Below are 26,849 nucleotides of genomic sequence, written 5' to 3'. Positions count from 1 at the left end.
GGGCGTCCGTCCAGCGGCACGGCAGCGGGCCGGTGCCTCCCTGTCCCACACGAGGAGGCCCGGCCCGCGGTCCTGATGCGCCGCAGCGACTACGGCGGCGACGAACGCGCCGTCATGTCACCGGCGCCGATGTGCCCTTGTACGGCTGTGCGGTCACTTCACCGGTGTGAAGTCCCGAGCCCCGATGAACTCGGGGCGCCGGACGGGCGCGGCGAACGGCTCCACCGCAGCGTTCTCGACGCTGTTGAACACGATGAAGACGTTGCTGCGCGGGAACGGGGTGATGTTGTCCCCGGAGCCGTGCATGCAGTTGCAGTCGAACCAGGTCGCCGAGCCGGCCTTGCCGGTGAACAGCTTGATGCCGTGCTCGGAGGCCATCGCGGTCAGCGCCTCGTCCGAGGGCGTGCCCGCGTCCTGCATCTGCAGCGACTTCTTGTAGTTGTCCTTCGGCGTGGCACCCGCGCAGCCGAGGAACGTCTTGTGCGACCCCGGCATGATCATCAGTCCGCCGTTGGTCTCGTAGTTCTCGGTCAGCGCGATCGAGACCGAGACCGTGCGCATCCGGGGCAGACCGTCCTCGGCGTGCCAGGTCTCGAAGTCCGAGTGCCAGTAGAAGCCGCTGGCCCCGAAGCCCGGCTTGACGTTGATCCGCGACTGGTGGACGTAGACGTCCGAGCCGAGGATCTGCCGGGCGCGGCCCACGACGCGCTCGTCGCGCACCAGACGCGCGAACACGTCGCTGATCTTGTGGACCTCGAAGACCGAGCGGATCTCCTTGGACTTCGGCTCGACGATGGAGCGCTCGTCGGCCCGGATCTCCGGGTCGGAGACGAGCCGGTTCAGCTCGTTCCGGTAGACGGCGACCTCGTCCTCGTCGATCAGCTGGTCGATGGCGAGGAAGCCGTCACGCTCGTAGGCCCCCAGGTCGGCCGGCGTGATCGGGCCGGGGGCGTCGGGCGCGCCCCAGACGACCGGGTCCTGGCGCGGGGTGAGCACCTCGGTGGTGCCGCGCGTCGGGTACAGGTCGGGGACCTGGGTGCCGGTGGTGGTGGTCGCGGTGGTCATGAAACCTCACACCTCCTCGGTGAGCAGCGGGTAGACGCCGTTCTCGTCGTGGTCCTCCCGCCCGGTGACGGGCGGGTTGAACACACAGATGCAGCGGAAGTCCTCCTTGACGCGCAGCGTGTGCCGCTCATGCCCGTCCAGGAGGTACATGGTGCCGGGCGTGATCGTGTACGTCCGTCCGGTCTCCTTGTCGGTCAGCTCCGCCTCGCCCTCGATGCAGACGACGGCCTCGATGTGGTTCGCGTACCACATCGACGTCTCCGTACCCGCGTACAGGATCGTCTCGTGCAGGGAGAAGCCGACCTTCTCCTTGGCGAGGACGATGCGCTTGCTCTCCCAGGTGCCGGACGCGGACTTCACATGCCGGTCGGTGCCTTCGATCTCCTTGAAGGAACGGACAATCACGGTGCTGCGATGCCTCCTAGATGGTGGTGGTGGCCGTCGGTGACGGCGGATGTGCGACCGGCCGTCAGGCGGTCTCGCGGACGGACCTGGCCAGCGTGGTCAGGCCCTCGTCCAGCTCGTCCGGGGTGATGGTCAGGGCCGGCAGGAGCTTGACGACCTCGCTCTCGGGACCGGAGGTCTCGATCAGCAGGCCGAGTTCGAAGGCGCGCCGGGCGACCCGCTCGGCGCGGGACTTGTCGTGGAACTCCATGCCCCACACCAGGCCGCGGCCCCGGTACTCCTTGACCTCGTCGGCGTTCTCCTCGGCGATGGCGGCGAGCGCCTGCTCGACCTGCTCACCGCGCTTGCGGGTCTGCTTCTCCATCGCCGCACCGTCGGCCCAGTAGGCCTCCAGGGTGGCGGTCGCCGTGACGAAGGCCGGGTTGTTCCCCCGGAAGGTGCCGTTGTGCTCGCCCGGCTCCCAGACGTCCAGCTCGGGCTTGAACAGGGTCAGCGCCATGGGCAGGCCGTAGCCGCTGATGGACTTGGACACGGTGACGATGTCCGGCGTGATGCCCGCCTCCTCGAAGGAGAAGAAGGCCCCGGTGCGGCCGCAGCCCATCTGGATGTCGTCGACGATCAGCAGCATGTCCTGCCGCTCGCACAGGTCGGCGAGCGCCCGCAGCCATTCGGGCCGGGCCACGTTGATGCCGCCCTCGCCCTGCACCGTCTCGACGATCACGGCGGCCGGCTTGTTCAGGCCGGAGCCCTGGTCCTCGAGGATGCGCTCGAACCACAGGAAGTCCGGGACCTGGCCGTCGAAGTAGTTGTCGAACGGCATCGGCGTGCCGTGCACCAGGGGGACGCCGGCGCCGGCCCGCTTGAAGGCGTTGCCGGTCACGGCGAGGGAGCCGAGCGACATGCCGTGGAAGGCGTTGGTGAACGAGACGATCGCCTCGCGCCCCTTCACCTTCCTGGCCAGCTTCAGCGCGGACTCCACGGCGTTGGTACCCGTCGGGCCCGGGAACATGACCTTGTACGGCAGGTCGCGCGGGCGCAGGATCCAGTTCTGGAAGGACTCCAGGAAGGCCCGCTTGGCGGTGGTCGACATGTCGAGCCCGTGCGTGACACCGTCACGCTCCAGGTAGTCGATCAGGGCCCGTTTCAGGACGGGGTTGTTGTGCCCGTAGTTGAGTGAGCCTGCTCCGGCGAAGAAGTCGAGGTACTCGTGGCCGTCCTCGTCGTACATGCGGCTGCCGTGCGCACGGTCGAAGACGGTGGGCCAGCCGCGGCAGTAGCTGCGCACCTCGGACTCGAGGGTCTCGAAGACGCTGAGGTCGGGCTGGGTGATGGTCACGACGAATCGCTCCTCAGGTGGCGTGGGAGGTCAAGAGGAAGTCGGGCGGTCGGGAAGTCGTGCGGGTGTGCGCTCGGTGCCGGTCGGCGCCGCTGGTCGGCGGGCGTCGGCCGGCGGTCGGTCGCTGGTCGTCGGTCGGCGTCGGGGCGGGCGGCGCGCTGTGCGTCCGTGCCGGTCGTTCGCGCTGTTCGGTCGGTGGCCGGTCACGCGGCGGCCCGGCGGCCGGCCGCCGGTGGTCGCGCGACGGCCGCCCGGTCAGGCCGTGAGGGGTCCGATGCGGTACAGCACCTCGGGGTCGTGCGGCCCGTCCGGGAAGTGAGCGGTCTCGAAGAGCACCTCGCGCTCCAGCCGGGCGCCGTGACGCTCGGCGAACGTGGTGAACAGGCGCTCCGAGGCGGTGTTGCCGGGGGTGATGGTGGTCTCCACCGTGGTCACCCCGTGCTCCGCGGCGGTCCGGGCGACCAGCCCGTCCAGCAGAGCGGCGGCCAGACCGCGGCCGCGGTGGGTCTCGTCCACCGCCACCTGCCAGACCAGCAGGGTGCCCGGGCTGTCGGGCCGGACGTAGCCGGTGACGAAGCCGATCGGTTCACCGTCCTCGTCACGGACCACGGCCGATGTGGCGGCGAAGTCCCGGCACCACAGCAGATAGCTGTACGACGAGTTCAGGTCGAGGACCTTCGAGTCCCTGGCTATCCGCCACAGCACGGCTCCGTCCGCCACGGTCGGGCGGTCGATTTGCAGGTCTGCTTGTGCGGCAGTCATGGAATTTGAACTTACCCAGGTAAATTCAAAATTGCATCGCCTGACGGGGTTACGTAAGAGCCTGGTATGTGTTATCGCGCGTGCGTGCGTGCCCGCGTGAGAGGCGCAGCGGAATGCCCCGTTTTCCTGCGGAAATACCGGACGGACCGGGCAGGCTGTGGAACCGGTCACAACTGGATAACAGCACGGAGCGATGTCCGGAATGCGCGGGATTTCGTTCTTGAAATTGGGGCGTTTAGGTCCGCGAGAAGCGGGCAGAAGAGAATGGGAAGCTGCTCTCCGAGGTAATGGCGAGATAAGCCGAGAATATCGCCGGAGAATATGCGCGGGTGTGGGTGCCGGACAATACCGCTGTCCTGCGCGATTTCATGCGCCGGTCACTCCGTCGATGCGTTCCCGCAGAAGATCGGCGTGCCCGTTGTGCCGCGCGTACTCCTCGATGAGATGGATGTACACCCACCGCAGGCTGACCTCGGCACCGGCCACCGGGCCGTCCACCATCCGGCCGGTGTCCTCCAGCGACCGCCCGGCGCACAGCTCGCGTCCGCGTTCCACCTCACGGCGCCAGATGGCGACCGCCTCGCCGAGTCCGCGCGCGGGATCGAGCGCGTAGCCCGTCGGGTCCTCGAACACCGGCGGCACCTCAAGACCCGCGACCACCCGCTGGAACCAGTTCCGCTCCACCTCGGCGAGATGCTGCACCAGCCCCAGCAGCGTCAGCACGGACGGCTCCACGGCCGCGAGCCGCACCTGGGCGTCGTCCAGGCCCGAACACTTCAGCAGCAACGTGCCCCGGTGAAACTCCAGCCACCCCTCGAGCATCGCCCGCTCGTCCCCGGTCAACGGCGGAATCGCCCGCCCGTCGGGCAAGGTCCCCGGGCCCTGCGGGGTCTGCGCGGATTCGGAAGCACCGTCAGCCATGGAGGCAGCATGGCGCGCCGCCCACGCCGGGCGTGCCGATCAGGCCACGGCAGCCGGCGGGAAGGCTTCCGGCCCATTCAGGGGCCCGGGGTCCGCGTCAGCGCCAGGCTTCCTCCGCGGCGCGCAGGGCGGCCGGTACGTCCACGCCGAGGCCCTGTTCGGCGAGGGCGGTGCCCAGGGCGACCAGGCTTGCCCGGACGGCCGCGCGGGTCGCGTCCGGGCCGTAGTGATTGACGCGGATCATCTCGCGGGAGAGGGGGCCGCCGCCCGCGGAGAGGGGGAGGGACGGGTCCGCGGCGAGTGCGCGGGAGACCAGGTCCGCGGCCACGGTGCCGTCGGGGGAGCGGAGGGTCGTGGCGACGGGGGCGGCCTCGCGGGGGTCGTGCACGTACGGCTGGAGGCCGCCGCCCAGGGCGAGAGCGCCGGCGCGGGTGGCCGCCGCGGCAAAGGCGTGGCGGGCCATGACCGCGTCCAGGCCGTCCGACTCGATGCGGTCCAGGCAGGCCTCGAGGGCCAGCATCTCCAGCTGGGCCGGTGCGAACAGCAGGGCCTTGCGGCCGCCGTCGATCCAGCGCTCCTTCCAGTCCAGGAGCGACAGATACGAGCGGCGCGGCGCCCTCGGGTTGGCGGCCATCCGGGCCCAGGCCCGCTCGCTCACCGACACCGCCGACACCCCGGCCGGGCCGCCCATCGCCTTCTGCGCCCCGATCACGCACAGGTCGACGCCCCAGGCGTCCGGCAGCACCGGCTCGGCGCCGACCGAGGCGACCGCGTCCAGGTAGAGCAGCGCGCCGTGCGCCCGCACGACCTCGCCGATCTCCGCGACCGGGTTGGTGTTCCCGGTGGCCGCCTCGGCGTGCACCAGGGAGACGAAGTCGATCTCCGGGTGCTCGGCGAACGCCTCCCGGATCTGCGCCGCGGTCACCGCCGTGTGGAAGGGCACGGTGAGATCGATCACCGTGGCCCCGCAGTCCCGCAGCCAGTCGCCGAAGGTCTGCCCGTAGGGGCCGGTGACGACGTTCAGCGCGGTCGTGCCGGGACCCGCGCACCCCCGGATCGCGCCTTCCAGCGGCAGCAGCGCCTCGCCCTGCATGATCACGACGTCCTGCCCGGTGCGCAGCAGCCGTGCCACCCGGTCCTCGATCGAGGCGAAGTGCGCGGCGCTCAGCGGGGCCAGGTCGAGGAGGGGGTGGGTCACGGGGGTTCTCTCTCGCTCGCGGGTCGGTCGACGCCACCGAGGGTATCCACCCGCCGGCCACCGCCCGTGCGCCCGGTTCTCAGGTCGACCGGCGGCCAGGCCCTACGTTTGTCTCGGGCCCTCAAACATCGTCTTATGAACGGAACCCTCCTCATTGTCCGGCGGACAGCAGCAGCGGGCCGCCATCGCCCGCGCGCCGGCGATGGGTCCCGAGGTGATGCTGTTCGACGAGCCGGCCTCGGCCCTCGACCCGGAACTGGTCGGCGACGTCCTCGCCGTCATGCGGATGCTCGCCGAGGAGGGGATGACGATGATGGTCGTCACCCACGAGATGAGCTTCGCCCGCGAGGTCGCCGACCGGGTCGTCTTCATGGACGGCGGGGTGATCGTCGAGGACGGCACCCCGGACGAGGTGATCGGCCGCCCCGGCACGAGCGCACCCGCCACTTCCTGTCCCGCCTGCTGGATCCGGCGATGGCCGAGGTGGAGGAAGGGACCGGGGACCAGGTGAGCAAGTCGCCGTGAGCCGTGGCAGGGCCCCGGACGCTCTCCCCGGCCGGGTGCCCGGTGACCCCGCCGGGTGCCGGCCGACCCCTGGCTGGGGCGCCGGGTGAGCCCTGACTAGGGTGCCGGGTATGAGCGAACGCGCGGTGCTGCACGTCAAGGGGAGGGTGCTCGTCGGGCCCGAGGAGGTCCGCGACGAGCTCTGGGTGGTCGGCGGTCGGATCACCTACGAGCGCCCCGCCGGTGCCCGTGACATCCGGACCGTCGAGGGCTGGGTCCTGCCCGGACTCGTCGACGCCCACTGTCACGTCGGCCTCGACCGGCACGGCGCGGTCCCCGGGGACGTGGCGGAGAAGCAGGCCCTCACCGACCGCGACGGCGGCGCGCTGCTGCTGCGCGACGCCGGCTCGCCCTCCGACACCCGCTGGATCGACGACCGCGAGGACCTGCCGAAGATCATCCGGGCCGGGCGGCACATCGCCCGCACCCGCCGCTACATCCGCAACTACGCCTGGGAGATCGAGCCGGAGGACCTCGTCGCCCATGTCGCCCAGGAGGCGCGGCGCGGCGACGGCTGGGTGAAGCTGGTCGGCGACTGGATCGACCGCGACCTGGGCGATCTGTCCGCCTGCTGGCCGCGCGAGGCGCTCGAGGCGGCGATCGCCGAGGCGCACCGGCTCGGCGCCCGGGTCACCGCCCACTGCTTCGCCGAGGACTCCCTGCGGGACCTGGTCGAGGCCGGCATCGACTGCATCGAACACGCCACGGGGCTGACGGACGAGACCATTCCGCTGTTCGCCGAGCGGGGGGTGGCGATCGTGCCCACCCTGGTCAACATCGCCACGTTCCCGGATCTCGCCGCGGGCGGCGAGAAGAAGTTCCCCGACTGGTCGGCCCATATGCGCCGGCTGCACGCCCGCCGCTACGAGACCGTCCGCTCCGCCCACGACGCGGGCATCCCCGTCTTCGTCGGCACCGACGCCGGGGGCAGCCTGCCGCACGGGCTGGCGGCGGAGGAGGTGGGTGAGCTGGTCACGGCCGGCATTCCGCCGCTGGACGCGCTGGCGGCGGGGACGTGGGCGGCCCGGAAGTGGCTCGGACGGCCCGGTCTCGAGGAGGGGGCTCCGGCGGATCTGGTGGTGTACGAGGCCGATCCGCGTGCGGACGTGCGGGTGCTGAAGGGGCCGCGCCGGGTGGTGCTGAACGGACGGGTGGTCGCCTAGCCACCGAGGCGTCGCCAAGGTGTGCGGACCGGGGGCGCGAGGAGTGGGGTGCGTGCCGGTGCGCTCACCCGGGAGGGGGTGGCCGGCGTGTCACGGGGGAACGGGCGTGCCTCTCGAATCGAACACCTCGGCGGGATCACCCCGATGGGGTGAAGTGTCGGCGGATCGCTGACGGGCGGTGTGCGCCCCGGACATTCTTGCCGGGTCCCACACGTCTCATGGGGGGTTCCACCACCTTGAACAGCACCAAGTTCCGTATGTCCGCGCGCCGTTGGGCCGCCGTCGCCACGGCCACCGTGCTCGCCGCAGGGTCAGCTGCGCTGGCCTCGGCGGGTTCCGCGTACGCCACCGGCCGGCCGGGGGAGAACGGGGAGAAGGGCGCGGCCGGGGCCGTCGTCCTGCGGACCGACCTCGATGTGGCTCTGGCCGACAAGTCCGTGCACGTTCCGCTGTCGCTCAGCCTCAACGAGGTCAGTGCGCCGCAGAGTGCACGCAGGACGGCGCTCACGGCGAGCCTGGACGGCGTCGACCGGGGGCGTGCGTTCACCGTGCTGAGCGCTGAGGCCGCCGATGCGGCGGCCGCCGTGGAGGGCGGCAAGGCGGAGTCGTCGGCCACGCTGGCGAAGGCGCGGGTGCATGTGCCCGGGCTGCCGCGGCTGGGACTGATCGAAGTGGAGAAGGTCAGCTCCAAGGCGGTGTGCGAGGCGGGGAGCACGCCGCTGGCGTCGGCGACGCTGCCGGGAGCGGTGACGGTGCTGGGCAAGCGGGTGCGGCTGACGTCGAACGGGCCGACCGAGGTGAAGGTGCCGGGGGTCGGCGAGGTGCGGCTGGATCTGTCGAAGACGGAGACGTCCTCGCGGACGGCGGTGGCCACGGCGCTGAAGCTGTCGGTCTCGGTGAACCCGCTCAAGCTGAATGTCGCCGAGGTGGAGGGGGCGGTGACCCTGGTGGAGGCGAGGTGTGAGGCGCCGGCGATCGAGAAGCGGCAGGGGGAGCAGCAGCAGGAGGCTGTCGTTCCTGAGCAGGACTCCGGGGCCGGGGCCGAGCCGCAGGGGGAGCGGGGGAAGCCGGAGGAGAAGGAGGCGGGCGCCAGCCTCGCGGAGACGGGCGGTGACGCGATGACGCCGTATGTCGCGGCCGGGGCCGTTGCACTGCTGGGGGTCGGTGCGGGGGCGGTGCTGCTGTCCCGTCGCCGGAAGAGCTGACCCCGGGTTCGGCGACCCGGCCGGGGGTTCCGCACGCGGGCCGGGTCGCCGGACCCGTGCCGGCCCACCGCCCGTCTCGGCGGGCCGGGAGGTGAGCCCCTCCGCGCCGTCCGGCTCGCCGGGCCGGAGGGGCCGGGCGCCGGGCGAGGGGGCGGCCCGAGACCCGGGCCGGTGAGCTGAAGGTCCCGGGCGGAGCCCCCTCGTGTCAGCCGGCCGACAGGGCCTTGTCCAAAGCGGCCAGGAAGCCGTCCGTCGTCGCTGTGTCCCGCACCGCCAGGCGGAGCCAGTCGGTGCCGAGGCCGGGGAAGGTGTCGGCACGGCGGGCCGCGTAGCCGAGAGCGCGGAGGCGGGTCCGGATCCGGGCCGCGCCGGGGAGGCGGATGAGGACGAAGGGGGCCTCGGGGGGTTCCGCCAGGCGGAGACCGTGGGGGGTGAAACGGCGCAGGCCGGCGATGAGATGGGCGCGGTCCGCTGCGATGCGGTGGGCCGCGCGGTCCGCCTCGGCCAGGGCACGGGGCTCCATGCAGGCCTGCGCCGCCGCGAGGGCCGGGGTGGAGACGGGCCAGAGCGGCTGGGCGCGTTCGAGGTCGGCGATGGTGCCGGGGGAGGCCAGGACGTAGCCGATGCGCAGGCCGGCCAGGCCCCACGTCTTGGTGAGGCTGCGCAGGACCACCAGGCCGGGCAGGTCCGTACGGCCGGCCAGGGACTCGCGTTCGCCGGGGACCGCGTCCATGAAGGCCTCGTCGACCACCAGGGTGCGGCCGGGGCGGGCCAGCCGGGCCAGTGCCGCGGCCGGGTGCAGGACGGAGGTGGGGTTGGTCGGGTTGCCGATCACGACCAGGTCGGCGTCGTCGGGGACCAGCTCCGGGTCGAGGCGGAAGCCGTCCGGTTCGCGGAGCAGGACGCGGTCCACCGTGTGGCCGGCGTCGCGCAGGGCCGCCTCGGGTTCGGTGAACTGCGGGTGCACGATCACCGGTCGGCGGACCTTCAGGGCGCGGGCGAGGAGGACGAATGCCTCGGCCGCGCCCGCGGTGAGCAGGACCCGTTCGGCGGGCAGGCGGTGCCGGGCCGCCACCGCCGCGCGGGCGGCACGGCCGTCGGGGTAGGCGGCCAGGCCGGACAGGGACGCGGCGATGCGGTCGCGCAGCCAGTCCGGCGGGGTGTCCGCGCGGACGTTGACCGCCAGGTCGGTCAGCGCGGCGCCGTCGTCGCGCACCTCGGCGTCCCCGTGGTGCCGCAGATCGTGCGCGTCCACCGGCTCAGTGGGCGTGGGAGTGCGAGTGGGCATGACCGTGTCCGTGTCCGTGATGGTGGTGGCCGTCGTCGTCGGGGTGGAAGTGGGGCTGCTGGGGCATGCCGACCTTGTCCTCGAAGCCGGGCAGCGCGATCCGGTAGACGCAGCTGTCGCAGTTCATGCGCAGATCGCCGCGCACGGCCTCCTCGTAGCGTTCCCAGACCAGGTCGAGGAGTTCCCGCTCCGGGCCGATGACCTCCGCGGAGCGCACCTCGACGTCCGGACGGCTTGCCGCCCATTCCTCGGCCTGGTGCTTCACGCGCTCGGGGAGGATGCCGGTGAAGAGGAAGTACGGGAGGACGACGACGCGGCGGGCGCCGAGGCGGGCGCAGCGGTCGAGGCCGCTCGGCACGTCGGGCGCCGCGAGTGAGACGAAGGCCGTCTCCACGGCCGCGTAGCCGCGCCCCTCCCACAGAAGCCGGGCCGCCTTGAAGACCTCGGCGTTGGCGTCCGGGTCCGTGGAGCCGCGCCCCACCAGCAGCACCGTCACCTCGGCCGGGTCCCAGTCGCCGAGCACCTCCGCCAGCCTGCGCTCCAGCACGCTCAGCAGCGCGGGGTGCGGGCCCAGCGGCCGGCCGTAGGTGTACGAGATGCCCGGGTGCCGTTCCTTCTCGCGGGCAAGCGCGGCCGGGATGTCGCCCTTGGCGTGCCCTGCCGACACCAGCATCAGCGGCACGGCCGCGAACCGGCGCACCCCCTGGCCGACCAGCTCGGTGACGGCCTCGCCCAGCGGCGGCGGGGACAGTTCGATGAAGCCGCCCGCGACGTGCAGTCCGGGATGGCGGCGGCCCAGCTCCCGCACGAAGGCGCGGAACGCCTCGGCCCCGGCGGCGTCGCGGGTGCCGTGGCCGGCGATGAGCAGAGCGGGCGGGGTGGTCACAGGTTCTCCTCGGAAGGGTCGGGGGAAACGGGGTGGTACAGCAGGGCGTTGAGCGCGGCGGCCGCCACCGCCGAACCGCCCTTCTCGGACACGTTGCTCACGGCGGGCAGCCCGCTGGCGCGCAGCGCCGCCTTGGACTCGGCCGCGCCGACGAAGCCGACGGGCAGGCCGATGACCAGGGCGGGGGAGGCGTCCAGGGCCAGCAGCTCCTCCAGCGCGGTCGGTGCGCAGCCGATCACCCACAGGGCGCCCGGCCCGACCTCCTCGAAGGCGAGCCGCACGGCGTGCGCCGACCGTGTCAGGCCGGGCCCGGCCTCGGCGTCCCTCAGCCGGCACACGGTCTCGCGGCGGGTGATGCCGGCCGCGACCATCTCCACGTCCACCACGACCGGCGCCCCGGCGTGCAGTGCCGCATGAGCCTTCGTCAGCTCGTCCTCGTCCATCACGAGATCGGAGGCGTACTCCAGGTCGGCGGAGGAGTGGATCACCCGCTCCACGACCGCGCGGGTCAGCGGCGGGAAGTGCGAGGTGTCCAGGCGGGCGCGCAGCCTGCGGAAGGACTCCTGCTCGATGGGGTGGACGACGCGCTTCACCGGGCCTCCTGCTTCGCATCCGTCTGCCAGCGGTAGCCGCGCGGCGTCACCATGCGCCCCGCGACGGTCCGGGTCGCGGTGTTGCCCACCGTCACGACCGTCATCATGTCGACCGTGGCCGGGTCGATCCCGGCCAGCGTGGTGATCCGGCTGGTCTCGTCCGGGCGGGAGGCGTTGCGCACGACGCCGACCGGCGTGGTGGGCGCCCGGTGCCCGGCGAGGATGGCCAGCGCCTTCGGCAGCTGCCAGTCACGGCCCCGGCTGCGGGGGTTGTAGAAGGTCACCACCAGGTCCGCCTCGGCCGCCGCCCGCACCCGCCGTTCGATGACCTCCCACGGGGTGTGCAGATCGGACAGCGAGATGGAGACGTGGTCGTGGCCCAGCGGGGCGCCCAGGATCGCCCCGGCCGCCAGCGCCGCCGTCACACCGGGCACCCCGACCACGTCGATGTCGTCGGAGGCCTCCGCGAGCGCCGGCGAGGCCATGGCGTAGACCCCCGCGTCCCCGCTGCCGATCAGCGCCACCGACTGCCCGCGCCGGGCCTCGGCCACCGCGGTGCGCGCCCGCTCCTCCTCGGCCCCCAGGCCGGACTCGATGATCCGGGTTCCGGGCCGCAGCAGATCACGGATCTGCTCGACGTACTGGTCAAGGCCCACCAGCACCGCGGCGCGCCGCAGCTCCGCCTTCGCGCGCGGGGTCAGCAGGTCCCGGGCGCCGGGTCCGAGGCCCACCACCGCGAGCCGGCCGCGCCCCGGGCGCCGTACCACCGCGCAGGTCGCCATCGCCGACTTGCGCTTGGGGACGAGGAGTTCACCGCCGCGCGCGAGCGCCGAGGCCTCCGCCACCGACGGGGTGCCGACCGCGGCGAGCGGCGCGTCGGACGGGTTGGGCACCTCCACGCGGGCCAGCTCCTCGGCCGGATACGTCACCAGCGGCACACCGAAGTGCCGGGCTGCCGCCACGATGCCGGGCTCCCCGGCCTTGGCGTCCACCGTGGCCAGCTCCCCGAGCGACGCGGCCGACACTCCGGCCTCCCGCAGCGCCTCCCCGACCAGCGCCAGCACCTCCTCGGCCGGGACGCCCCGCGAGGCGCCCACGCCGACGACCAGGGACGGCGGACGCAGCACGACCTCACCCCGGCCGGGCGTGACGAGCCGGTCGGTGACGCGGACGGTGTACGCGCCCCGTTCGCCGGCCGGAAGCGGCGGCAGCGGCCAGGCCACCTCGGCGTCCAGCGCCACCTCCTCGCCGTCGAGCAGCGCCCGCGACACGGCGGCGACGTCACCCTCCGCCGGCAGGCCCAGGGTGTCCAGACCCGCCAGGTCCACGGCATCGGTGGCCGTCGTCACCACCGGCTCGGCGCCCAGCACCTCACCGACCTCACGGGCCAGTCCGTTCGCCCCGCCGGCGTGCCCGCCGAGCAGCGACACGGCGAACCGCCCGCCCTCGTCGACGCACACCACACCCGGGTCGCTGCGCTTGTCCTCCAGCAGCGGCGCGACCAGCCGCACCACGGCCCCCGTGGCCAGGAAGCACACCAGCTGCTCGCACTCGGCGAACGCGGCCCGCACCGCGTCCCGTACCGGACCGCCGTACACCCGCGTCCGGTCCGGCCACGCCGCGGCCAGCCGGTCCCGCGCCGCCGCTCCCGCCGCCGTGGCGGAGATCAGGCCGATCACTGGGCAACTCCTTCGCTGTGTGCCGCGGGGCGCACGCCCCACAGCAGGAAAACGGGATTGGCCGCCGCCAGCCGGGTCACCCCGCCCGGCAGCGGCGCCAGCCGCGACGACTGCAACAGCACCCCGTCGCAGGCGAGTCCGGCCGAGGCGAGCGCCGCGCGGGCGGCCGGCACCCGGTCCAGTGCGGCCAGGGCGACCACCACGGCCCGCCGGGCGCGCCGCGCGCAGGCGGTGACGACGCCGGGCAGGTCGCGCCCGCCCCCGCCGACGAACACGGCGTCCGGATCGTCCAGTTCCGCCAGCGCGGCCGGCGCCGTGCCGTGCACCACGCGCACATCGACGCCGTGCGCGGCCGCGTTGGCGCGGATCCGCTCCACCCCGTCCGCGGCCTGCTCCACCGCGACGGCGGCGGCGCCCAGCCGCGCGCACTCCACGGCCACCGAACCCGATCCGGCGCCCACGTCCCACACCAGCTCACCCGGGCGCGGACCGAGCCGGGCCAGCGCCAGCGCACGCACCTCGAACTTGGTGATCATCGAGTCCCGGTGGGTGAACTCCGCCTCGTCCAGCGCCCACCCGGCGGGCCGCCCGAGCCCGCCCGCCACCGTCCGCACCGGGCCGAGGGCCCGCGACTCGTCCAGGCACAGCACCACGTTCACCGCCGTGCCCCAGTCCCGCGCCGCGGCCTCGGCGGGCGTGACCCGCTCCACCCGCTCGCGCACCGGATCGCCCAGCGACGACGCCACCACCAGCACCCGGCCGGGGCAGTGCCCGGCCAGCGCCGCCCCCAGCTCCGCAGGACCGGCGCCCGGACCGGTCAGCACGGCCACCTTCGGGTGCGCCCGGCACAGCTGGACCGCCGTTCGGGCGTCCCGCCCGTGCGCGCTGACCACCACCGCGTCGTCCCAGGGCAGCCCGAGCCGCGCGAACGCCGCGGCCACCGACGACACCCCGGGCCGCACCCGCAGCGCCTGAGGCCCGAACCGCTCGGCCAGCGCCCGCACGATCCCGAAGAACCCCGGATCCCCCGACGCCAGCACCACCACGGGGCGCCCCTCGGCCACGCACCCGGCGATCCTCTCCAGCGCCGGCGCCAACGGGCCCAGCACGACCCGCTCGGCGGTCTCCGGCAGCGCCACCGCCTCCAGATGCCGCCGCCCGCCCACGGCAAGTGCGGTACCGGCGAGCAACTCCTGGGGGACGTGCGATCCCGACGCCTCCGTCCCCATTCCCACCACGGTGATCATGTGCCGGCACCCCGCGCCCGCAGCGCCCGCCGCGCCTCCGGGTCGGCCTTGCGGTACCCGTGGAAGTGACCCGGGTGGTACAGATGCGAGCGCGTGCCGTGCGCGTCGAGCGCCGGGCCCACCAGGAACAGGGTGTGCTTCCACAGCCTGTGCCGCTTGACCGTCTCCTCCAGCGTGCCGATCGTGCACTTGACGAGCAGCTCCTCCGGCCAGGTCGCCTGATACGCCACCACCACCGGCGTGGTCGTCGGATAGCCGCCCTCCAGCAGCTCCCGCACCAGCTGGCCGCTGCGCGCCGCCGACAGGAAGACCGCCATGGTGGTGCCGTGCCGGGCGAACTCGCGGACCTCCTCACCGGGCGGCATCGGCGTCTTGCCGCCGCCCAGCCGGGTCAGCACCACCGACTGCGCGATCTCCGGGATCGTCAGCTCCCGCTGCGCGAGCGCGGCGACCGCGGAGAACGACGACACGCCCGGCACGACCTCCGTCGCGATGCCGATCCGGCGGCACTGGTCCAGCTGCTCCTGGGTGCCGCCCCACAGCGCGGGATCACCGGAGTGGATCCGGGCCACCCTCAGCCCCTGGGCGTGCGCCCGCTCGTACACGGCGACGACGTCCTCCAGCGACATGGCCGCGGAGTCGAGGATCTCCGCGCCCTGACGCGCGTGCTCGAGCACCTCGGCCTGCACCAGGCTGGCCGCCCAGATCACCACGTCGGCCTCGGCGATGGCGCGCGCGGCCCGGAACGTCAGCAGATCGGCGGCACCCGGTCCTGCACCGACGAAGGTCACCTTGCCGGTGGGGGCATCGGCCATGGATATCGGTCCTCTCCTGAGGGACGAGCGGGACAAGGCGGTTCACACAGTGGGCGGGGCAGCGGCTGTCACACGTGCGCGAGCCGGTGCCGATCGGATACGAAGAGCACATGGCGGTCTTCGTCGCGCTCGGCGCGTTCCTGATGACGCTGGCCGGCGGGTGGGCGGCACACCGTGTCACCGACCGCCGTCACCTGGTGCTGGGCCTGGCCGGCGGCCTGATGCTCGGCGTGGTGGGCCTGGAACTCCTGCCCGAGTCGCTGGAAGCCGCCGGCACCGAGGTGTACGGCGTACCGGCGGCGCTCGCCCTCTTCGTCGCGGGCTTCCTGCTGGCCCACCTGATGGAACATCTGCTGGTGCCGCGTCAGGCCGCGCACGGGGGCGAGGAGGCCCTCGGCCGCAGCCCCGAGGTCGGCCTCACGGCAGCCGCCGCGATGGTGGGCCACAGCGCCATGGACGGCGTGGCCATCGGCGCCGCCTTCCAGGTGGGCGGAGGCATGGGCGCGGCCGTCGCCGTCGCCGTGATCGCCCACGACTTCGCCGACGGCTTCAACACGTACACCCTCACCAGCGTGTACGGGAACACCCGCCGCCGGGTCCTGGCGATGCTCGGCGCCGACGCCGTGGCACCGGTCGCCGGCGCCGCCTCCACGCTGCTCTTCACCATTCCCGAGCCGCTGCTCGGCGGCTACCTCGGCCTGTTCGGCGGCGCACTGCTCTACCTCGCGGCGGCCGAGATCCTCCCCGAGGCGCATCACGCGCACCCGGCCCGTTCCACGCTGCTGTGCACCGTCGCCGGGGTGCTGTTCATCTGGCTGGTGGTGGGCACGGTCCACTGACCGGCGGCAGCGGCGGCTCACAGTTTCCCGCCCCGCCCGCCGTCGCGCCGCGGCGGCGCGATCAGCGTCGACAGATACGGCAGCGGCGACCCGTCCAGCTCGGCGGCCGGCCGCACCGACTCCTCCGGCAGCCCCAGCGCCGAACCCCACACGGCACCGGCCAGCCGCCCCGCCTCCCGCAGCGCCCCGGCGACCTCGCCCGCCTGCCGCCCGAACTTGTACGCCACGACCGTCCCGGGCCCGGCCAGCGCCTCCTTGAGCACCGCGGCCCCCGCGGTCACCGGCACCAGCGTCAGCGGCTCGGTGCCCTCCGTCAGCACCGCACCCGACCGCGCGGCCAGGTCCTGCATCGCGGTGATCCCCGGCACCGTCTCCACCACCGTGCCCGGCACCAGGCCGGCGACGGTCTGCGCGAGATAGGTGAACGTCGAGTACACATTGGGGTCCCCGATGGTCGCGAACGCCACCCGGCGGTGCTCGCGCAGCAGACCGGCGACCCGCTCACCGGCCGCGTCCCAGGCGGCCTCGCGCCGTGCCCGGTCGGTCCGCTCGTTCAGCGCGAACACCACCCGGACGACCTTCTCCACGGGCACGTAGTGCAGCACCGTCGCCTCGGCCCGCCCCCGCTCGCCGGTGTCCATCACCGGCACCACCACCACATCGGCGGCCCGCAGGGCGTTCACACCCTTGACGGTCACCAGTTCCGGGTCGCCGGGACCGACCCCGACTCCGATCAGACGGCTGCTCATGACGTCCGGCACCTCTCGACGAACCGACGGGCCACACCGGGCTCGGACGCCCAGTGCGTGTGCAGATAGCTCGCGTGCACCCCGCGCCGTACGAACCCCTCGACGTGTGGCTTCGGGGCCCGCACACCCCAGGCCGGCACGCCCCCGGCCCCCGGCTCCACCACCGTCCGGTGGAACTCGTGCCCGCGCATCCGCGTCCCGGCGGCGGCGAGACAACTGTCCGCGACGGCCACCGCGTCCCGGTAGCCCAGGGTGAGCCGCTCGCTCATCCGCGCCGAGGCGTCCAGCACCCCGCACAGCGGCAACCCGTCCAGCTCCCGGCACAGATACAGCAGCCCCGCGCACTCGGCGGCGACGGGCGCGCCGCTCTCCGCCAGCCCGGCGACGGCCGCGCGCAGCCGCTCGTTCGCCGACAGCTCGGCGGCGTACACCTCGGGAAACCCGCCCCCGATCACCAGCCCGCGCGTCCCGGCGGGCAGTTCCTCGTCCCGCAGCGGATCGAACGTCACCACCTCGGCCCCGGCCGCGGCCAGCAGCTCCGCGTGCTCCGCATACGAGAACGTGAACGCCGCCCCGCCGGCCACGGCAACGACGGGCCGCCCGGAAGCGGCCTCCGAGCGGGACGGGTCACCCTCGTCAGCCGACCGATCCGGGTGGCGGGCGGACACGGCGGGCGTCCAGGGGGCGGCGCCCCCCGGTACGGCACCGGCACTCCGGGCGAGCGACTCCAACGCGGCCAGGTCACACCCCTCGGCCACCTGCGAAGCCATCGCCGCCACCGCCTCGACCGCCAGTCGCCCCCGCTCGGCGACCGGAACCAGCCCCAGATGCCTCGACGGCGCACTCACCCGCTCAGCCCGCCGCACGGCACCCAGCACCGGTACCCCCACCGGCTCCAGCGCCTCCCGCAGCAACGCCTCGTGCCGGTCCGAGGCCACCTTGTTCAGGATCACGCCCCCGACCCGCACCTCTGGATCCCAGCTCACGAACCCGTGCACCAGCGCCGCCACCGACCGCGACTGCGCCGACGCGTCGACCACCAGCACCACCGGCGCCCCCAGCAGCTTCGCCACCTGTGCCGTGGACGCCAGCTCACCCTCCCCGGCCGCACCGTCGTACAGCCCCATCACGCCCTCGACCACCGCGATGTCGCACCCCCGCGCCCCGTGCAGGAACAGCGGCGCGATCAGCTCAGCACCGCACAGGTACGCGTCGAGATTCCGCCCCGCCCGCCCGGTGGCGAGCGCGTGGTACCCGGGGTCGATGTAGTCCGGCCCCACCTTGTGCGGGGACACGGTCAGCCCCCGCGCGGTGAGCGCGGCCATCAGCCCGGTGGCCACGGTCGTCTTGCCGCTGCCGGACGACGGCGCGGCGATCACCAGCCGGGGGACACGGGCGGGGGACGTCACCACTCGATGCCCCTCTGCCCCTTCTGCCCGGCGTCCATGGGGTGCTTGACCTTCGACATGTCCGTCACCAGATCCGCGCAGGCGACCAGCTTCTCCGGCGCGTTCCGCCCCGTGATCACGACATGCTGCGTGCCCGGACGGCTGCGGAGCACCTCCACGACCTCGTCGGTGTCCACCCACCCCCAGTGCATCGGGTAGGCGAACTCGTCGAGCACGTACAGCCGGTACGTCTCGGCGGCCAGGTCCCGCTTGACCTGCTCCCAGCCCTCGCGGGCCTTCCCCGCGTTGTCCAGCTGCGCGTCGCGCTGCACCCAGGACCAGCCCTCGCCCATCTTGTGCCAGGCGACGGTCCCGCCCTCGCCGGAGTCCCCGAGCACCCGCAGCGCCCGCTCCTCGCCGACCTTCCACTTCGCCGACTTGACGAACTGGAACACCCCGATCGGCCACCCCTGGTTCCAGGCGCGCAGCGCCAGCCCGAAGGCGGCGGTGGACTTGCCCTTCCCGATGCCCGTGTGCACGATCACCAGCGGACGGTGCCGCCGCTGACGGGTCGTCAGCCCGTCGTCCGGCACCACACTCGGCTGTCCCTGCGGCACTACGCGGCCCTCCTTCGTACGTCCTCGACCAGCCCGGCGATCGAGTCGGCGCGCAGCTCGTCCAGCGTCACCGCGCTGCCGCCCAGCTCACCGGCCAGCTGCCCGGCGAGCCCCAGCCGCACCGGGCCCGACTCGCAGTCCACGACCACGGAGGCGACCTGGTCCGCCGCGAACAGCCGCGCGGCCCGGCCGGCCAGCGCGACCGGCTCCGGACCACCGGTGGCGCGCCCGTCGGTCACCACCACGAGGAGCGGGCGGCGCGCCGGGTCCCGCAGCCGCTCCACCCGCAGCACCTCGTGCGCACGCAGCAGCCCGGCCGCCAGCGGGGTGCGCCCGCCCGTGGGCAGCGACTCGAGGCGGGCCGCCGCCGCGTCCACGGACGAGGTGGGCGGCAGCGCCACCTCGGCACCCGTCCCCCGGAAGGTCACCAGCCCCACCTTGTCCCGCCGCTGGTAGGCGTCGAGCAGCAGCGACAGCACGGCACCCTTCACGGCGCTCATCCGCTGCCGCGCCGCCATCGACCCGGAGGCGTCCACCACGAACAGCACCAGGTTGGATTCGCGCCCCTCGCGCCGCGCCTGCCGCAGATCGTCCCGGCGCACCACCAGACCCCGCCCCGACCGGCCCCGCGCCCGCTGGTGCGGTGCGGCGGCCTGCACGGTGGCGGCCAGATGCAGCCTGGTCAGTGCGCCCCGCGGCCGCTGGGCGCCCATGGTCCGCCCGTGCTCGGTCCGCGCCCGGGAACGCCGCCCCGCGGCACCCCGACCGATACCGGGCACGCTGAACACCTTGGTGCGGAACGGCTCCGCGGCCCGTACCGGGGACTGCTCCCGGGCACCCGAGGCCTGCGGCTCCCCGTCCTCGCCGGGCTCCTCTGGCCTGGCCCCGCCGCCCCCGGCGGCAGGACCCTCGTCCGGCTCCGGCTGCCCGCCGCCACCCGGACCGTCCCCGTCCCCGTCGGGGCCGGGATCGTCGTCGCCGGAGAACTCCTCCAGCGTCCGGTCGAGCTTGTCCTCGTCCAGGCCCGGCGCGTCGAACGGATTGCGCCGCCGGCGGTGCGGCAGCGCCAGCAGCGCCGCCTGCCGCACGTCCTCCGCCAGCACGTCCGTCCGCCCGGCCCACGCCGCCAGCGCGGTCGCCGTCCGCGCCATCACGATGTCGGCGCGCATGCCGTCCACCTCGAAGGCCGCGCAGGTCGCCGCGATCTGCCGCAGCGCCCCGTCACCGAGCCGCACCCGTGGCAGCAACTGCCGTGCGGCGACGACGCGTTGCCGCACGGCGGCCTCCTCGTCGGCCCATCGCGCGGCGAAGCCCGCCGGGTCGGCGTCGTAGGCGAGGCGCCGCCGCACGACCTCCACCCTGGTCTCCGGCTCCCGTGAGGCCGCGACCTCCACGGTCAGCCCGAAACGGTCGAGGAGCTGTGGCCTGAGCTCGCCCTCCTCCGGGTTCATGGTCCCGACCAGCAGGAACCGCGCCGCATGCCGTACGGAGACACCCTCGCGCTCGACGTACGAGGCACCCATCGCGGCGGCGTCGAGCAGCAGGTCCACCAGGTGGTCGTGGAGGAGATTGACCTCGTCGACGTAGAGGATCCCGCGATGTGCCTCGGCCAGCAGACCCGGCTCGAAGGCCTTCACGCCCTCCGCCAGCGCCCGCTCGATGTCCAGCGCGCCGACCAGCCGGTCCTCGGAGGCGCCCACCGGCAGCTCCACCATGCGCGCGGGCCGCGTCGTGCCGCCGCCGGTCTCGTGCGGCCCGTCCGGGCACCCGGGGTCGGGTGCGGCGGGATCGCAGGAGAACCGGCAGCCCGGCACCACGGCGACCTCGGGCAGCAGCGCCGAAAGGGCCCGCACCGCCGTCGACTTGGCGGTGCCCTTCTCGCCGCGCACCAGCACACCGCCGACCGCCGGGGAGACGGCGTTCAGCAGCAGTGCGAGCCGCAGATCGTCCTGGCCGACGACGGCCGTGAACGGAAAGGGAGTGGTCACTTGTCGTCGCCCTCCAGATCGCCTTCCAGCTCCAGATAGGTGGCGCGCAGCCGCTGAAGCGTCTCCGCGTCCGGCTCCGCCCACAGCCCCCGGTCGGCGGCCTCCAGCAGCCGCTCGGTGATGCCCCTGAGCGCCCACGGGTTGGACTTCTTCATGAAGTCCCGGTTCTCCGGGGCGAAGACGTACTCGGACGCGAGCCGCTCGTACATCCAGTCGTCCACGACCCCGGCCGTGGCGTCGTAGCCGAAGAGGTAGTCCACGGTGGCCGCCATCTCGAAGGCGCCCTTGTAGCCGTGCCGCCTCATCGCCGCCATCCAGCGCGGGTTGACCACCCGCGCCCGGAACACGCGGTGCGTCTCCTCGCCCAGCGTCCGGGTCCTCACCTGGTCCGGCGTGGCCGAGTCGCCGACGTACGCCTCCGGGCCGGCCCCGGTCAGATGGCGCACCATGGCGACCATCCCGCCGTGGTACTGGAAGTAGTCGTCCGCGTCGACGAGGTCGTGCTCACGCGTGTCGACGTTCTTCGCGGCCACCGCGATCCGCCGGAACGCCGTCTCCATGTCGCCGCGTGCCGCCCGCCCGTCGAGCCCGCGGCCGTAGGCGTAGCCGCCCCACACCGCGTACACCTCGGCGAGGTCCGCGTCGCTGCGCCAGTTGCGGGCGTCGATCAGCGGCAGCAGGCCCGCCCCGTAGGCGCCCGGCTTGGAGCCGAAGATGCGGGACGTCGCGCGCCGCCGGTCGCCGTGGGCGGCGGTGTCCTCCTCCACGTGCGCCCGCACGTAGTTGGACTCGGCGGGCTCGTCCAGCTCGGCCACCGCGCGCACCGCGTCGTCGATCAGCCCGACCACGTGCGGGAAGGCGTCCCGGAAGAAGCCGGAGATGCGGACCGTGACGTCGATGCGCGGCCGGCCCAGCTCCTCGAGCGGCACGATCTCGAAGCCGGTGACCCGTCTCGAGGCGTCGTCCCACACCGGGCGGCAGCCGAGGAGCGCCAGGATCTCGGCGATGTCGTCGCCCTGGGTGCGCATCGCGGAGGTGCCCCACACCGTGAGGCCGACGGACCTCGGGTACGCACCGGTGTCCCGCAGATAGCGCTGGACCAGCGAGTCGGCGAGCGACTGCCCGACCTCCCAGCTCAGCCGGGAGGGGATGGCCTTGGGGTCGACGGAGTAGAAGTTGCGGCCGGTCGGAAGGACGTTCACCAGACCGCGGGTGGGGGAGCCGGAGGGTCCCGCCGGGACGTAGCCGCCGTCCAGCGCCCGCAGGATGTGGCCGATCTCGTCCGTGGTGCGCGCCAGCCTCGGTACGACCTCCGTGCACGCGAACTCCAGCACGGCCACCGCGTCCGGCAGTTCCGTGCCCAGCACCTCGCGCACCAGGCCCGGCGCCCGCTCGGCCGCCCAGCCGCGCTCCTCCATGCCCCCGGCGATCCTGCGACACAGCTGCTCCAGCAGGTCGATCGCGTCGGCGGCCGTGCGGGACGGGCCCTCGACCAGATCCGTCAGCTCCGCCGGCACCTTCAGCGGGGCGCCCGGCTCGGCCAGCAGCTCCTTCTCCACGAGCCCGAAGTGCTCGGCGAGCGCGGCCCGCAGGCCGGGCAGAGCGCCGGCCCGCCCGCCCCACACCTGGGAGGCGCGCAGCACGGCGAGGACCAGGTTGACGCGCGGCTCACCGACCGGGCCGCCGCCCAGGACGTGCAGGCCGTCCCTGATCTGCACGTCCTTGATCTCGCAGAGGTAGCCGTCGATGTGCATGACGAACTCGTCGAACGCGTCGTCGTCCGGCTGTTCGTCCACCCGCAGGTCGTGGTGGAGCTCGGCGGCCTTGACCAGGGTCCAGATCTGCGCCCGCACCGCCGGTGCCTTCGCCGGGTCCAGGTCGCAGACCAGCGCGTACTCGTCGAGCAGCTGCTCCAGCTTGGCCAGGTCGCCGTAGGTGTCGGCGCGGGCCATCGGCGGGACCAGGTGGTCCACCACGGTGGCGTGCCCGCGGCGCTTGGCCTGGGTGCCCTCGCCGGGGTCGTTGACGATGAACGGGTAGACCAGCGGCAGGTCGCCGAGCACCGCGTCCGGGGCGCAGCCCGCGCCGAGGCCGAGGCCCTTGCCGGGCAGCCACTCCATGGTGCCGTGCTTGCCCATGTGCACGACGGCGTCGACGCCGAAGGTGTGCTCCAGCCAGCGGTAGGCGGCCAGATAGTGGTGGGAGGGCGGCATGTCGGGGTCGTGGTAGATCGCGACGGGGTTCTCCCCGAAGCCGCGCGGCGGCTGGATCATCACCACCACGTTCCCGAACTGCAGGGACGCCAGCACGATGTCGTCGCCGTCGACATAGAGCGAGCCCGGCGGTTCGCCCCATGCCTCGGTCATCGCCTCCCGCAGTTCCGGGTCGAGCTTGTCGAACCAGGCCCGGTAGTCGGCCAGCGGCACCCGTGCGGGCGCGGCGGCCAGCTGCTCCTCGGTGAGCCACTCCACGTCGTGCCCGCCGGCCTCGATCAGCCGGTGGATCAGCTCGTCGCCGCCGGACGGGTAGTCGGTGAGCGAGTAGCCGGCCTCGCGGAGCGCGTCCAGGACGCGTACGGCCGAGGCGGGGGTGTCCAGGCCGACCGCGTTGCCGACCCGGGAGTGCTTGGTCGGGTAGGCGGTGAAGACCAGCGCCAGCTTCTTCTCGGCGTTCGGCTTGTGCCGGAGCGCCGCGTGGCGCACGGCGATCCCGGCGACCCGCGCGGCCCGCTCCGGGTCGGCGACGTACACCGGTACCCCGTCCGGGCCCTGCTCCTTGAAGGAGAACGGCACGGTGATCAGCCGCCCGTCGAACTCCGGGATGGCGACCTGCATCGCGGCGTCCATGGGGGACAGGGCGGCGTCCGACTCCTCCCAGGCGGCCCGCGGGGCGGTCAGGCACAGCCCTTGCAGCACGGGGACGTTCAGGTCGGCGAGGGCGCCGATGTCCCAGGTCTCCTCGTCGCCGCCGGCCGACGCCTGTGAGGCGTGGGTGCCGCCGGCGGCGAGCACGGTGGTGACCAGCGCGTCGGCCTTGGACAGCAGCGTGTACAGCTCCGGGTCCGCGCCGCGCAGCGAACCGCAGTACACGGGGAGGGCGTTGGCGCCGCGGGCCTCGATCGCGTCGCAGAGGGTGTCGACGAAGGCGGTGTTGCCGCTGAGCTCGTGCGCCCGGTAGAAGAGCACGCCGACGGTGGGGCGGCCGTCGAGCAGGGGGCGCTCGCCGTGCACGCCGAAGGCGGGCATCTGCCGCGGCCCGTCGAAGCCCTCGCCGGTCAGCAGCACGGTGTCCGACAGGAAGCGGGCCAGCTGGGTGAGGTTCTCCGGCCCGCCCTCGACCAGATAGCGCAGCGCCTCGGCCACCACACCGGCGGGCACCGTCGACTCGGTCATCAGCTCGGCGTCGGGCACCGCCTCCCCGCCGAGCAGCACGGCCGGGACGCCGGAGGCCCGCACCGCGGCCAGCCCGTCCTCCCAGGCCCGCTTGCCGCCGAGCAGCCGCACCACGGCGATGTCCGCCCCGTCCAGCAGCGCGGGCAGCTCCTCGGTCACGTCCACGCGGGTCGGGTTGCCGATCCGGTACGCGGCGTCGCTGGCCCGCGCCGCCAGCAGATCGGTGTCGGCGGTCGACAACAACAACACAGTGCTCATGCGGGCGCTCCCGGTGGGATGAAGGGCAGTCCTTGCGGCGCGCCGGACTCGATGAGCCGCCACAGCGCGTCCGTGTCCGCGTGCTGTTCGATCAGGTCGCCGAGCCGGTCCAGCTGCTGTTCGCGCAGTCCGGCGAAGGAGGTGTCGGGGGCGGGGGTGAAGCGGCGGCCCGCGGCGGCGGCCACCTCGCGCAGGAACGCCCGCCGGAAGCCGTCCGACTCCAGTGAGCCGTGCCAGTGGGTGCCCCAGGTCTGCCCGACCCGGCAGCCGTCGAGGCTGTGTCCACGGTCGTCGGAGAGGAACGTCTCCCCGCCGAGCACCTCGGCGACGCCGTGGTGGATCTCGTAGCCCTCGACGTGCTCGCCGAGGGCCCTGCCGGACGGCCGGGTGAGGGTCTTCTCGCGGGCGAACCGCACCCGGACCGGCAGGATCCCGAGCCCGGGCACCCGGCCTCGGCGGCTCTCCACCTCGTCCTCGATGTGCTCGCCGAGGACCTGGAAGCCGCCGCAGATGCCCAGCACGGGACGCCCCTCGGCCGCGCGGCGGACGAGCGCCTCCGCCAGGCCCCGTTCGCGCAGCCACTCGAGGGCCCGCACGGTGCCGCGGGTTCCGGGGACCACCACCAGGTCGGCGTCCGCCAGCTCCTCGGGCCGGTCCACGAACCGCACCACGACGCCCGGTTCGGCGGCGAGCGCGTCCACGTCGGTGAAGTTGGACATCAGCGGCACGGCGCACACCGCGACCCGCAGCACGTCCTCGCCGACCGGCGCGGCGACCTGGGACTCGCGCACCGCGCCGCGCAGCGAGACCCGCAGACCGTCCTCCTCGTCGATGCCGAGCCCGTGCCGGAACGGCAGTACCCCGTAGGTGCGCCGCCCGGTGAGGCCGTGCAGCATCTCCAGGCCGGGCTCGAGCAGCGACACGTCGCCGCGGAACTTGTTCACCAGGAAGCCGGCGACCAGCTCCTGGTCCTCGCGGGAGAGCAGGGCGACGGTGCCGAAGAAGGAGGCGAAGACACCGCCGCGGTCGATGTCGCCGACGACCAGCACGGGGAGCCGCGCGCCCCGTGCGATCCCCATGTTCACGATGTCGGTCCGGCGCAGATTGATCTCCGCCGGGCTGCCCGCCCCCTCGCAGATCACCGCGTCATACGTGCCCCGCAGCTGCGCAAGGCAGTCCAGGACCGTGCCCAGCAGCCGCTGCCGGCGTCCGCCGTGGTAGCCGCGGGCGCTCAGTTCGCCGACCGGCTTGCCGAGCAGCACCACCTGGCTGCTGCGCTCCCCGCCGGGCTTGAGCAGCACCGGGTTCATCAGCGCGGTGGGCTCGAGGCGGCAGGCCTGCGCCTGCATGGCCTGCGCCCGGCCGATCTCGGCGCCCTCCCGGGTCACGAACGAGTTCAGCGACATGTTCTGCGCCTTGAACGGCGCCACCTTGACGCCCTGACGGACCAGCCAGCGGCAGATCCCGGCGGTCACCACGCTCTTGCCGGCGTCCGAGGTGGTCCCGGCGACCAGCAGACCCCCACCGTTCATGCGCCCCGCCCCTTCAGAAGCCCGCGCGCCACGGCGCCGGCGCCGAGTGCGAGCCAGCCGACCCTCCGGGAGAGCCGCACCGCCCGTTCGATGTCGGGCACGGTCACCGCGCGCCCCTGCCCGTTGAGCACCGGCCGGTGCTCGACCCGCCCGCCGTAGGACAGCGTGCCGCCGAGCCGCACCCCCAGCGCGCCCGCGAACGAGGCCTCCACGGGGCCCGCGTTGGGGCTCGGATGCTTGGCGGCGTCCGCCCGCCAGGCCCGCAGCGCGCCCTTCGGGTCCGGTCCGGCGAGCGCGGCCAGGGCGGCGGTCAGCCGTGCCCCGGGCCAGCCCGCCAGGTCGTCGAGACGGGCGGACGCCCAGCCGTAGCGGCGGTAGCGCGGCGACTTGTGGCCGACCATGGCGTCCAGGGTGTTGACGGCGCGGAAGCCGAGCAGCCCCGGCACCCCGCCGACGGCTCCCCACACCAGGGCTCCGACCACCGCGTCGGAGGTGTTCTCGGCGACGGACTCCACCACCGCGCGGGCGATGCCGTCCGCGTCCAGCGCCTGCGGGTCCCGCCCGCACAGATGCGGCAGCCGTGCCCGGGCCGCATCCGCATCACCGTCCCGCAGGGCGCGGGCGATGGTGCGGGCCTCCCGGGCCAGCGAGGTGCCGCCGACGACGGCCCAGGTGGCGACGCCGGTCAGGGCGACGGAGGCGGCGGGGGAGCGGCGTGCACAGCGGGCGGCCAGGCCGCCGAGGGCGACCGCCCCGCCGACACAGACGGCGGTGTGCACGGCGCCCCAGCCGCGATGGTCACGCCACAGCACACGTTCCACGGCAGCCGCGGCCCGCCCGAAAGCGGCGACCGGGTGCCCGCGGCGGGGATCGCCGAGCAGCAGGTCGCCGAGGAGGCCGGCGGCGGCGCCGTACGCGAACACGCGATCGGCACCCATGGGTTCAGCCGGTGACGGATC

22 protein-coding genes and 1 pseudogene are annotated in these 26,849 nt (G+C 73.9%); 4 read left to right on the top strand and 19 right to left on the bottom strand.

Annotation, left to right across the window (positions count from 1 at the left end):
- Positions 1-153: 153 nt before the first annotated feature.
- The 6 genes from thpD to HCJ93_RS04800 all read right to left on the bottom strand — a co-directional run bounded on the left by thpD (position 154) and on the right by HCJ93_RS04800 (position 5,687).
- Complete coding sequence (gene thpD / locus HCJ93_RS04825) at positions 154-1,065, bottom strand: ectoine hydroxylase (protein ID WP_167991373.1); 912 nt, start codon at positions 1,063-1,065, stop codon at positions 154-156.
- A 6-nt stretch (positions 1,066-1,071) separates the two neighbouring features.
- A complete protein-coding gene (locus HCJ93_RS04820) occupies positions 1,072-1,470 on the bottom strand; it encodes an ectoine synthase (RefSeq protein WP_167991371.1) in 399 nt (132 codons plus the stop codon).
- A gap of 64 nt (positions 1,471-1,534) precedes the next feature.
- Complete coding sequence (ectB, locus tag HCJ93_RS04815) at positions 1,535-2,806, bottom strand: diaminobutyrate--2-oxoglutarate transaminase (protein ID WP_167991369.1); 1,272 nt, start codon at positions 2,804-2,806, stop codon at positions 1,535-1,537.
- Positions 2,807-3,061: 255 nt separating this feature from the next.
- Positions 3,062-3,568, bottom strand: coding sequence for a diaminobutyrate acetyltransferase (ectA, locus tag HCJ93_RS04810; protein WP_167991368.1), 507 nt, complete (start codon positions 3,566-3,568; stop codon positions 3,062-3,064).
- A 366-nt stretch (positions 3,569-3,934) separates the two neighbouring features.
- Positions 3,935-4,489 (bottom strand): DinB family protein, encoded by a 555-nt coding sequence (locus tag HCJ93_RS04805; RefSeq protein ID WP_206316891.1) that lies wholly within the window; start codon positions 4,487-4,489, stop codon positions 3,935-3,937.
- A gap of 97 nt (positions 4,490-4,586) precedes the next feature.
- Complete coding sequence (locus HCJ93_RS04800) at positions 4,587-5,687, bottom strand: pyridoxal-phosphate-dependent aminotransferase family protein (RefSeq protein ID WP_167991366.1); 1,101 nt, start codon at positions 5,685-5,687, stop codon at positions 4,587-4,589.
- Between the two features lie 145 nt (positions 5,688-5,832).
- Here HCJ93_RS04800 and HCJ93_RS04795 point away from each other — a divergent pair.
- From HCJ93_RS04795 to HCJ93_RS04785, 3 genes and pseudogenes are all read left to right on the top strand, one after another.
- A pseudogene (locus HCJ93_RS04795) lies at positions 5,833-6,212 on the top strand (ATP-binding cassette domain-containing protein); the annotation flags it as partial.
- 110 nt (positions 6,213-6,322) lie between these two features.
- On the top strand, positions 6,323-7,414 hold the full coding sequence (locus tag HCJ93_RS04790; RefSeq protein ID WP_167991364.1) for an amidohydrolase family protein: 1,092 nt from the start codon (positions 6,323-6,325) through the stop codon (positions 7,412-7,414).
- A gap of 257 nt (positions 7,415-7,671) precedes the next feature.
- Positions 7,672-8,619: an SCO1860 family LAETG-anchored protein gene (locus tag HCJ93_RS04785; RefSeq protein ID WP_167991358.1), complete on the top strand. Its 948-nt coding sequence runs from the start codon at positions 7,672-7,674 to the stop codon at positions 8,617-8,619.
- Positions 8,620-8,824: 205 nt separating this feature from the next.
- Here the strand turns inward: HCJ93_RS04785 and cobC are convergent, their stop codons facing one another.
- From cobC to cobM, 6 genes are read right to left on the bottom strand one after another with little or no spacing between them, the layout of a single operon-like run.
- The gene (gene cobC / locus HCJ93_RS04780) at positions 8,825-9,907 is read right to left on the bottom strand and encodes an Rv2231c family histidinol phosphate aminotransferase CobC (protein ID WP_167991356.1); all 1,083 of its coding nucleotides are present in this window, start codon (positions 9,905-9,907) and stop codon (positions 8,825-8,827) included.
- Positions 9,879-10,793, bottom strand: coding sequence for a sirohydrochlorin chelatase (locus HCJ93_RS04775; protein ID WP_167991354.1), 915 nt, complete (start codon positions 10,791-10,793; stop codon positions 9,879-9,881). The genes cobC and HCJ93_RS04775 overlap by 29 nt, the downstream gene beginning before the upstream one ends.
- Positions 10,790-11,386: a precorrin-8X methylmutase gene (locus tag HCJ93_RS04770; protein ID WP_167991352.1), complete on the bottom strand. Its 597-nt coding sequence runs from the start codon at positions 11,384-11,386 to the stop codon at positions 10,790-10,792. The genes HCJ93_RS04775 and HCJ93_RS04770 overlap by 4 nt, the downstream gene beginning before the upstream one ends.
- A complete protein-coding gene (gene cobJ, locus HCJ93_RS04765; protein ID WP_167991350.1) occupies positions 11,383-13,065 on the bottom strand; it encodes a precorrin-3B C(17)-methyltransferase in 1,683 nt (560 codons plus the stop codon). The genes HCJ93_RS04770 and cobJ overlap by 4 nt, the downstream gene beginning before the upstream one ends.
- A complete protein-coding gene (gene cbiE / locus HCJ93_RS04760) occupies positions 13,062-14,312 on the bottom strand; it encodes a precorrin-6y C5,15-methyltransferase (decarboxylating) subunit CbiE (protein ID WP_167991348.1) in 1,251 nt (416 codons plus the stop codon). Before cbiE ends, cobJ begins: the two co-directional genes overlap by 4 nt.
- Positions 14,309-15,127, bottom strand: coding sequence for a precorrin-4 C(11)-methyltransferase (cobM, locus tag HCJ93_RS04755; RefSeq protein WP_167991347.1), 819 nt, complete (start codon positions 15,125-15,127; stop codon positions 14,309-14,311). The genes cbiE and cobM overlap by 4 nt, the downstream gene beginning before the upstream one ends.
- A 110-nt stretch (positions 15,128-15,237) precedes the next feature.
- Between cobM and HCJ93_RS04750 the strand changes: the two genes are divergently transcribed.
- Entirely contained in the window at positions 15,238-15,966 is a 729-nt protein-coding gene (locus tag HCJ93_RS04750; RefSeq protein ID WP_167991346.1) for a ZIP family metal transporter, read from the top strand.
- A gap of 17 nt (positions 15,967-15,983) precedes the next feature.
- Here HCJ93_RS04750 and cobI read toward each other — a convergent pair whose 3' ends face one another.
- Genes cobI through HCJ93_RS04715 form a run of 7 tightly spaced genes read right to left on the bottom strand, consistent with a single transcriptional unit; the run spans position 15,984 to position 26,828 of the window.
- A complete protein-coding gene (cobI, locus tag HCJ93_RS04745) occupies positions 15,984-16,715 on the bottom strand; it encodes a precorrin-2 C(20)-methyltransferase (RefSeq protein ID WP_206316890.1) in 732 nt (243 codons plus the stop codon).
- Positions 16,712-18,127 (bottom strand): cobyrinic acid a,c-diamide synthase CobB, encoded by a 1,416-nt coding sequence (locus HCJ93_RS04740; protein ID WP_167991343.1) that lies wholly within the window; start codon positions 18,125-18,127, stop codon positions 16,712-16,714. Before HCJ93_RS04740 ends, cobI begins: the two co-directional genes overlap by 4 nt.
- Positions 18,121-18,720 (bottom strand): cob(I)yrinic acid a,c-diamide adenosyltransferase, encoded by a 600-nt coding sequence (gene cobO, locus HCJ93_RS04735; RefSeq protein ID WP_167991342.1) that lies wholly within the window; start codon positions 18,718-18,720, stop codon positions 18,121-18,123. Before cobO ends, HCJ93_RS04740 begins: the two co-directional genes overlap by 7 nt.
- A complete protein-coding gene (locus HCJ93_RS04730; protein WP_167991341.1) occupies positions 18,720-20,708 on the bottom strand; it encodes a putative cobaltochelatase in 1,989 nt (662 codons plus the stop codon). The genes cobO and HCJ93_RS04730 overlap by 1 nt, the downstream gene beginning before the upstream one ends.
- Positions 20,705-24,358, bottom strand: coding sequence for a cobaltochelatase subunit CobN (cobN, locus tag HCJ93_RS04725; protein ID WP_167991339.1), 3,654 nt, complete (start codon positions 24,356-24,358; stop codon positions 20,705-20,707). The genes HCJ93_RS04730 and cobN overlap by 4 nt, the downstream gene beginning before the upstream one ends.
- Positions 24,355-25,890, bottom strand: coding sequence for a cobyric acid synthase (locus HCJ93_RS04720; RefSeq protein ID WP_167991337.1), 1,536 nt, complete (start codon positions 25,888-25,890; stop codon positions 24,355-24,357). Before HCJ93_RS04720 ends, cobN begins: the two co-directional genes overlap by 4 nt.
- Entirely contained in the window at positions 25,887-26,828 is a 942-nt protein-coding gene (locus HCJ93_RS04715; protein WP_167991335.1) for a cobalamin biosynthesis protein, read from the bottom strand. The genes HCJ93_RS04720 and HCJ93_RS04715 overlap by 4 nt, the downstream gene beginning before the upstream one ends.
- Positions 26,829-26,849: the final 21 nt, after the last annotated feature.

The sequence above is a fragment of the Streptomyces composti genome (assembly GCF_012034205.1).
Lineage (GTDB): Bacteria > Actinomycetota > Actinomycetes > Streptomycetales > Streptomycetaceae > Streptomyces > Streptomyces composti.
This window is presented reverse-complemented; position numbering and strand designations above follow the sequence as displayed.

What these genes read in the sequence shown, in the direction of transcription:
- HCJ93_RS04750 (WP_167991346.1), top strand. Translation starts at nt 15,238, where the DNA reads ATGGCGGTCTTCGTCGCGCTCGGCGCGTTCCTGATGACGCTGGCCGGC.
- cobM (WP_167991347.1), bottom strand. Translation starts at nt 15,127, where the DNA reads ATGGCCGATGCCCCCACCGGCAAGGTGACCTTCGTCGGTGCAGGACCG.
- cobN (WP_167991339.1), bottom strand. Translation starts at nt 24,358, where the DNA reads ATGAGCACTGTGTTGTTGTTGTCGACCGCCGACACCGATCTGCTGGCG.
- HCJ93_RS04720 (WP_167991337.1), bottom strand. Translation starts at nt 25,890, where the DNA reads ATGAACGGTGGGGGTCTGCTGGTCGCCGGGACCACCTCGGACGCCGGC.
- cobI (WP_206316890.1), bottom strand. Translation starts at nt 16,715, where the DNA reads ATGAGCAGCCGTCTGATCGGAGTCGGGGTCGGTCCCGGCGACCCGGAA.
- HCJ93_RS04805 (WP_206316891.1), bottom strand. Translation starts at nt 4,489, where the DNA reads ATGGCTGACGGTGCTTCCGAATCCGCGCAGACCCCGCAGGGCCCGGGG.
- thpD (WP_167991373.1), bottom strand. Translation starts at nt 1,065, where the DNA reads ATGACCACCGCGACCACCACCACCGGCACCCAGGTCCCCGACCTGTAC.
- ectA (WP_167991368.1), bottom strand. Translation starts at nt 3,568, where the DNA reads ATGACTGCCGCACAAGCAGACCTGCAAATCGACCGCCCGACCGTGGCG.
- cobC (WP_167991356.1), bottom strand. Translation starts at nt 9,907, where the DNA reads ATGCCCACTCGCACTCCCACGCCCACTGAGCCGGTGGACGCGCACGAT.
- HCJ93_RS04715 (WP_167991335.1), bottom strand. Translation starts at nt 26,828, where the DNA reads ATGGGTGCCGATCGCGTGTTCGCGTACGGCGCCGCCGCCGGCCTCCTC.
- HCJ93_RS04785 (WP_167991358.1), top strand. Translation starts at nt 7,672, where the DNA reads ATGTCCGCGCGCCGTTGGGCCGCCGTCGCCACGGCCACCGTGCTCGCC.
- HCJ93_RS04790 (WP_167991364.1), top strand. Translation starts at nt 6,323, where the DNA reads ATGAGCGAACGCGCGGTGCTGCACGTCAAGGGGAGGGTGCTCGTCGGG.
- cbiE (WP_167991348.1), bottom strand. Translation starts at nt 14,312, where the DNA reads ATGATCACCGTGGTGGGAATGGGGACGGAGGCGTCGGGATCGCACGTC.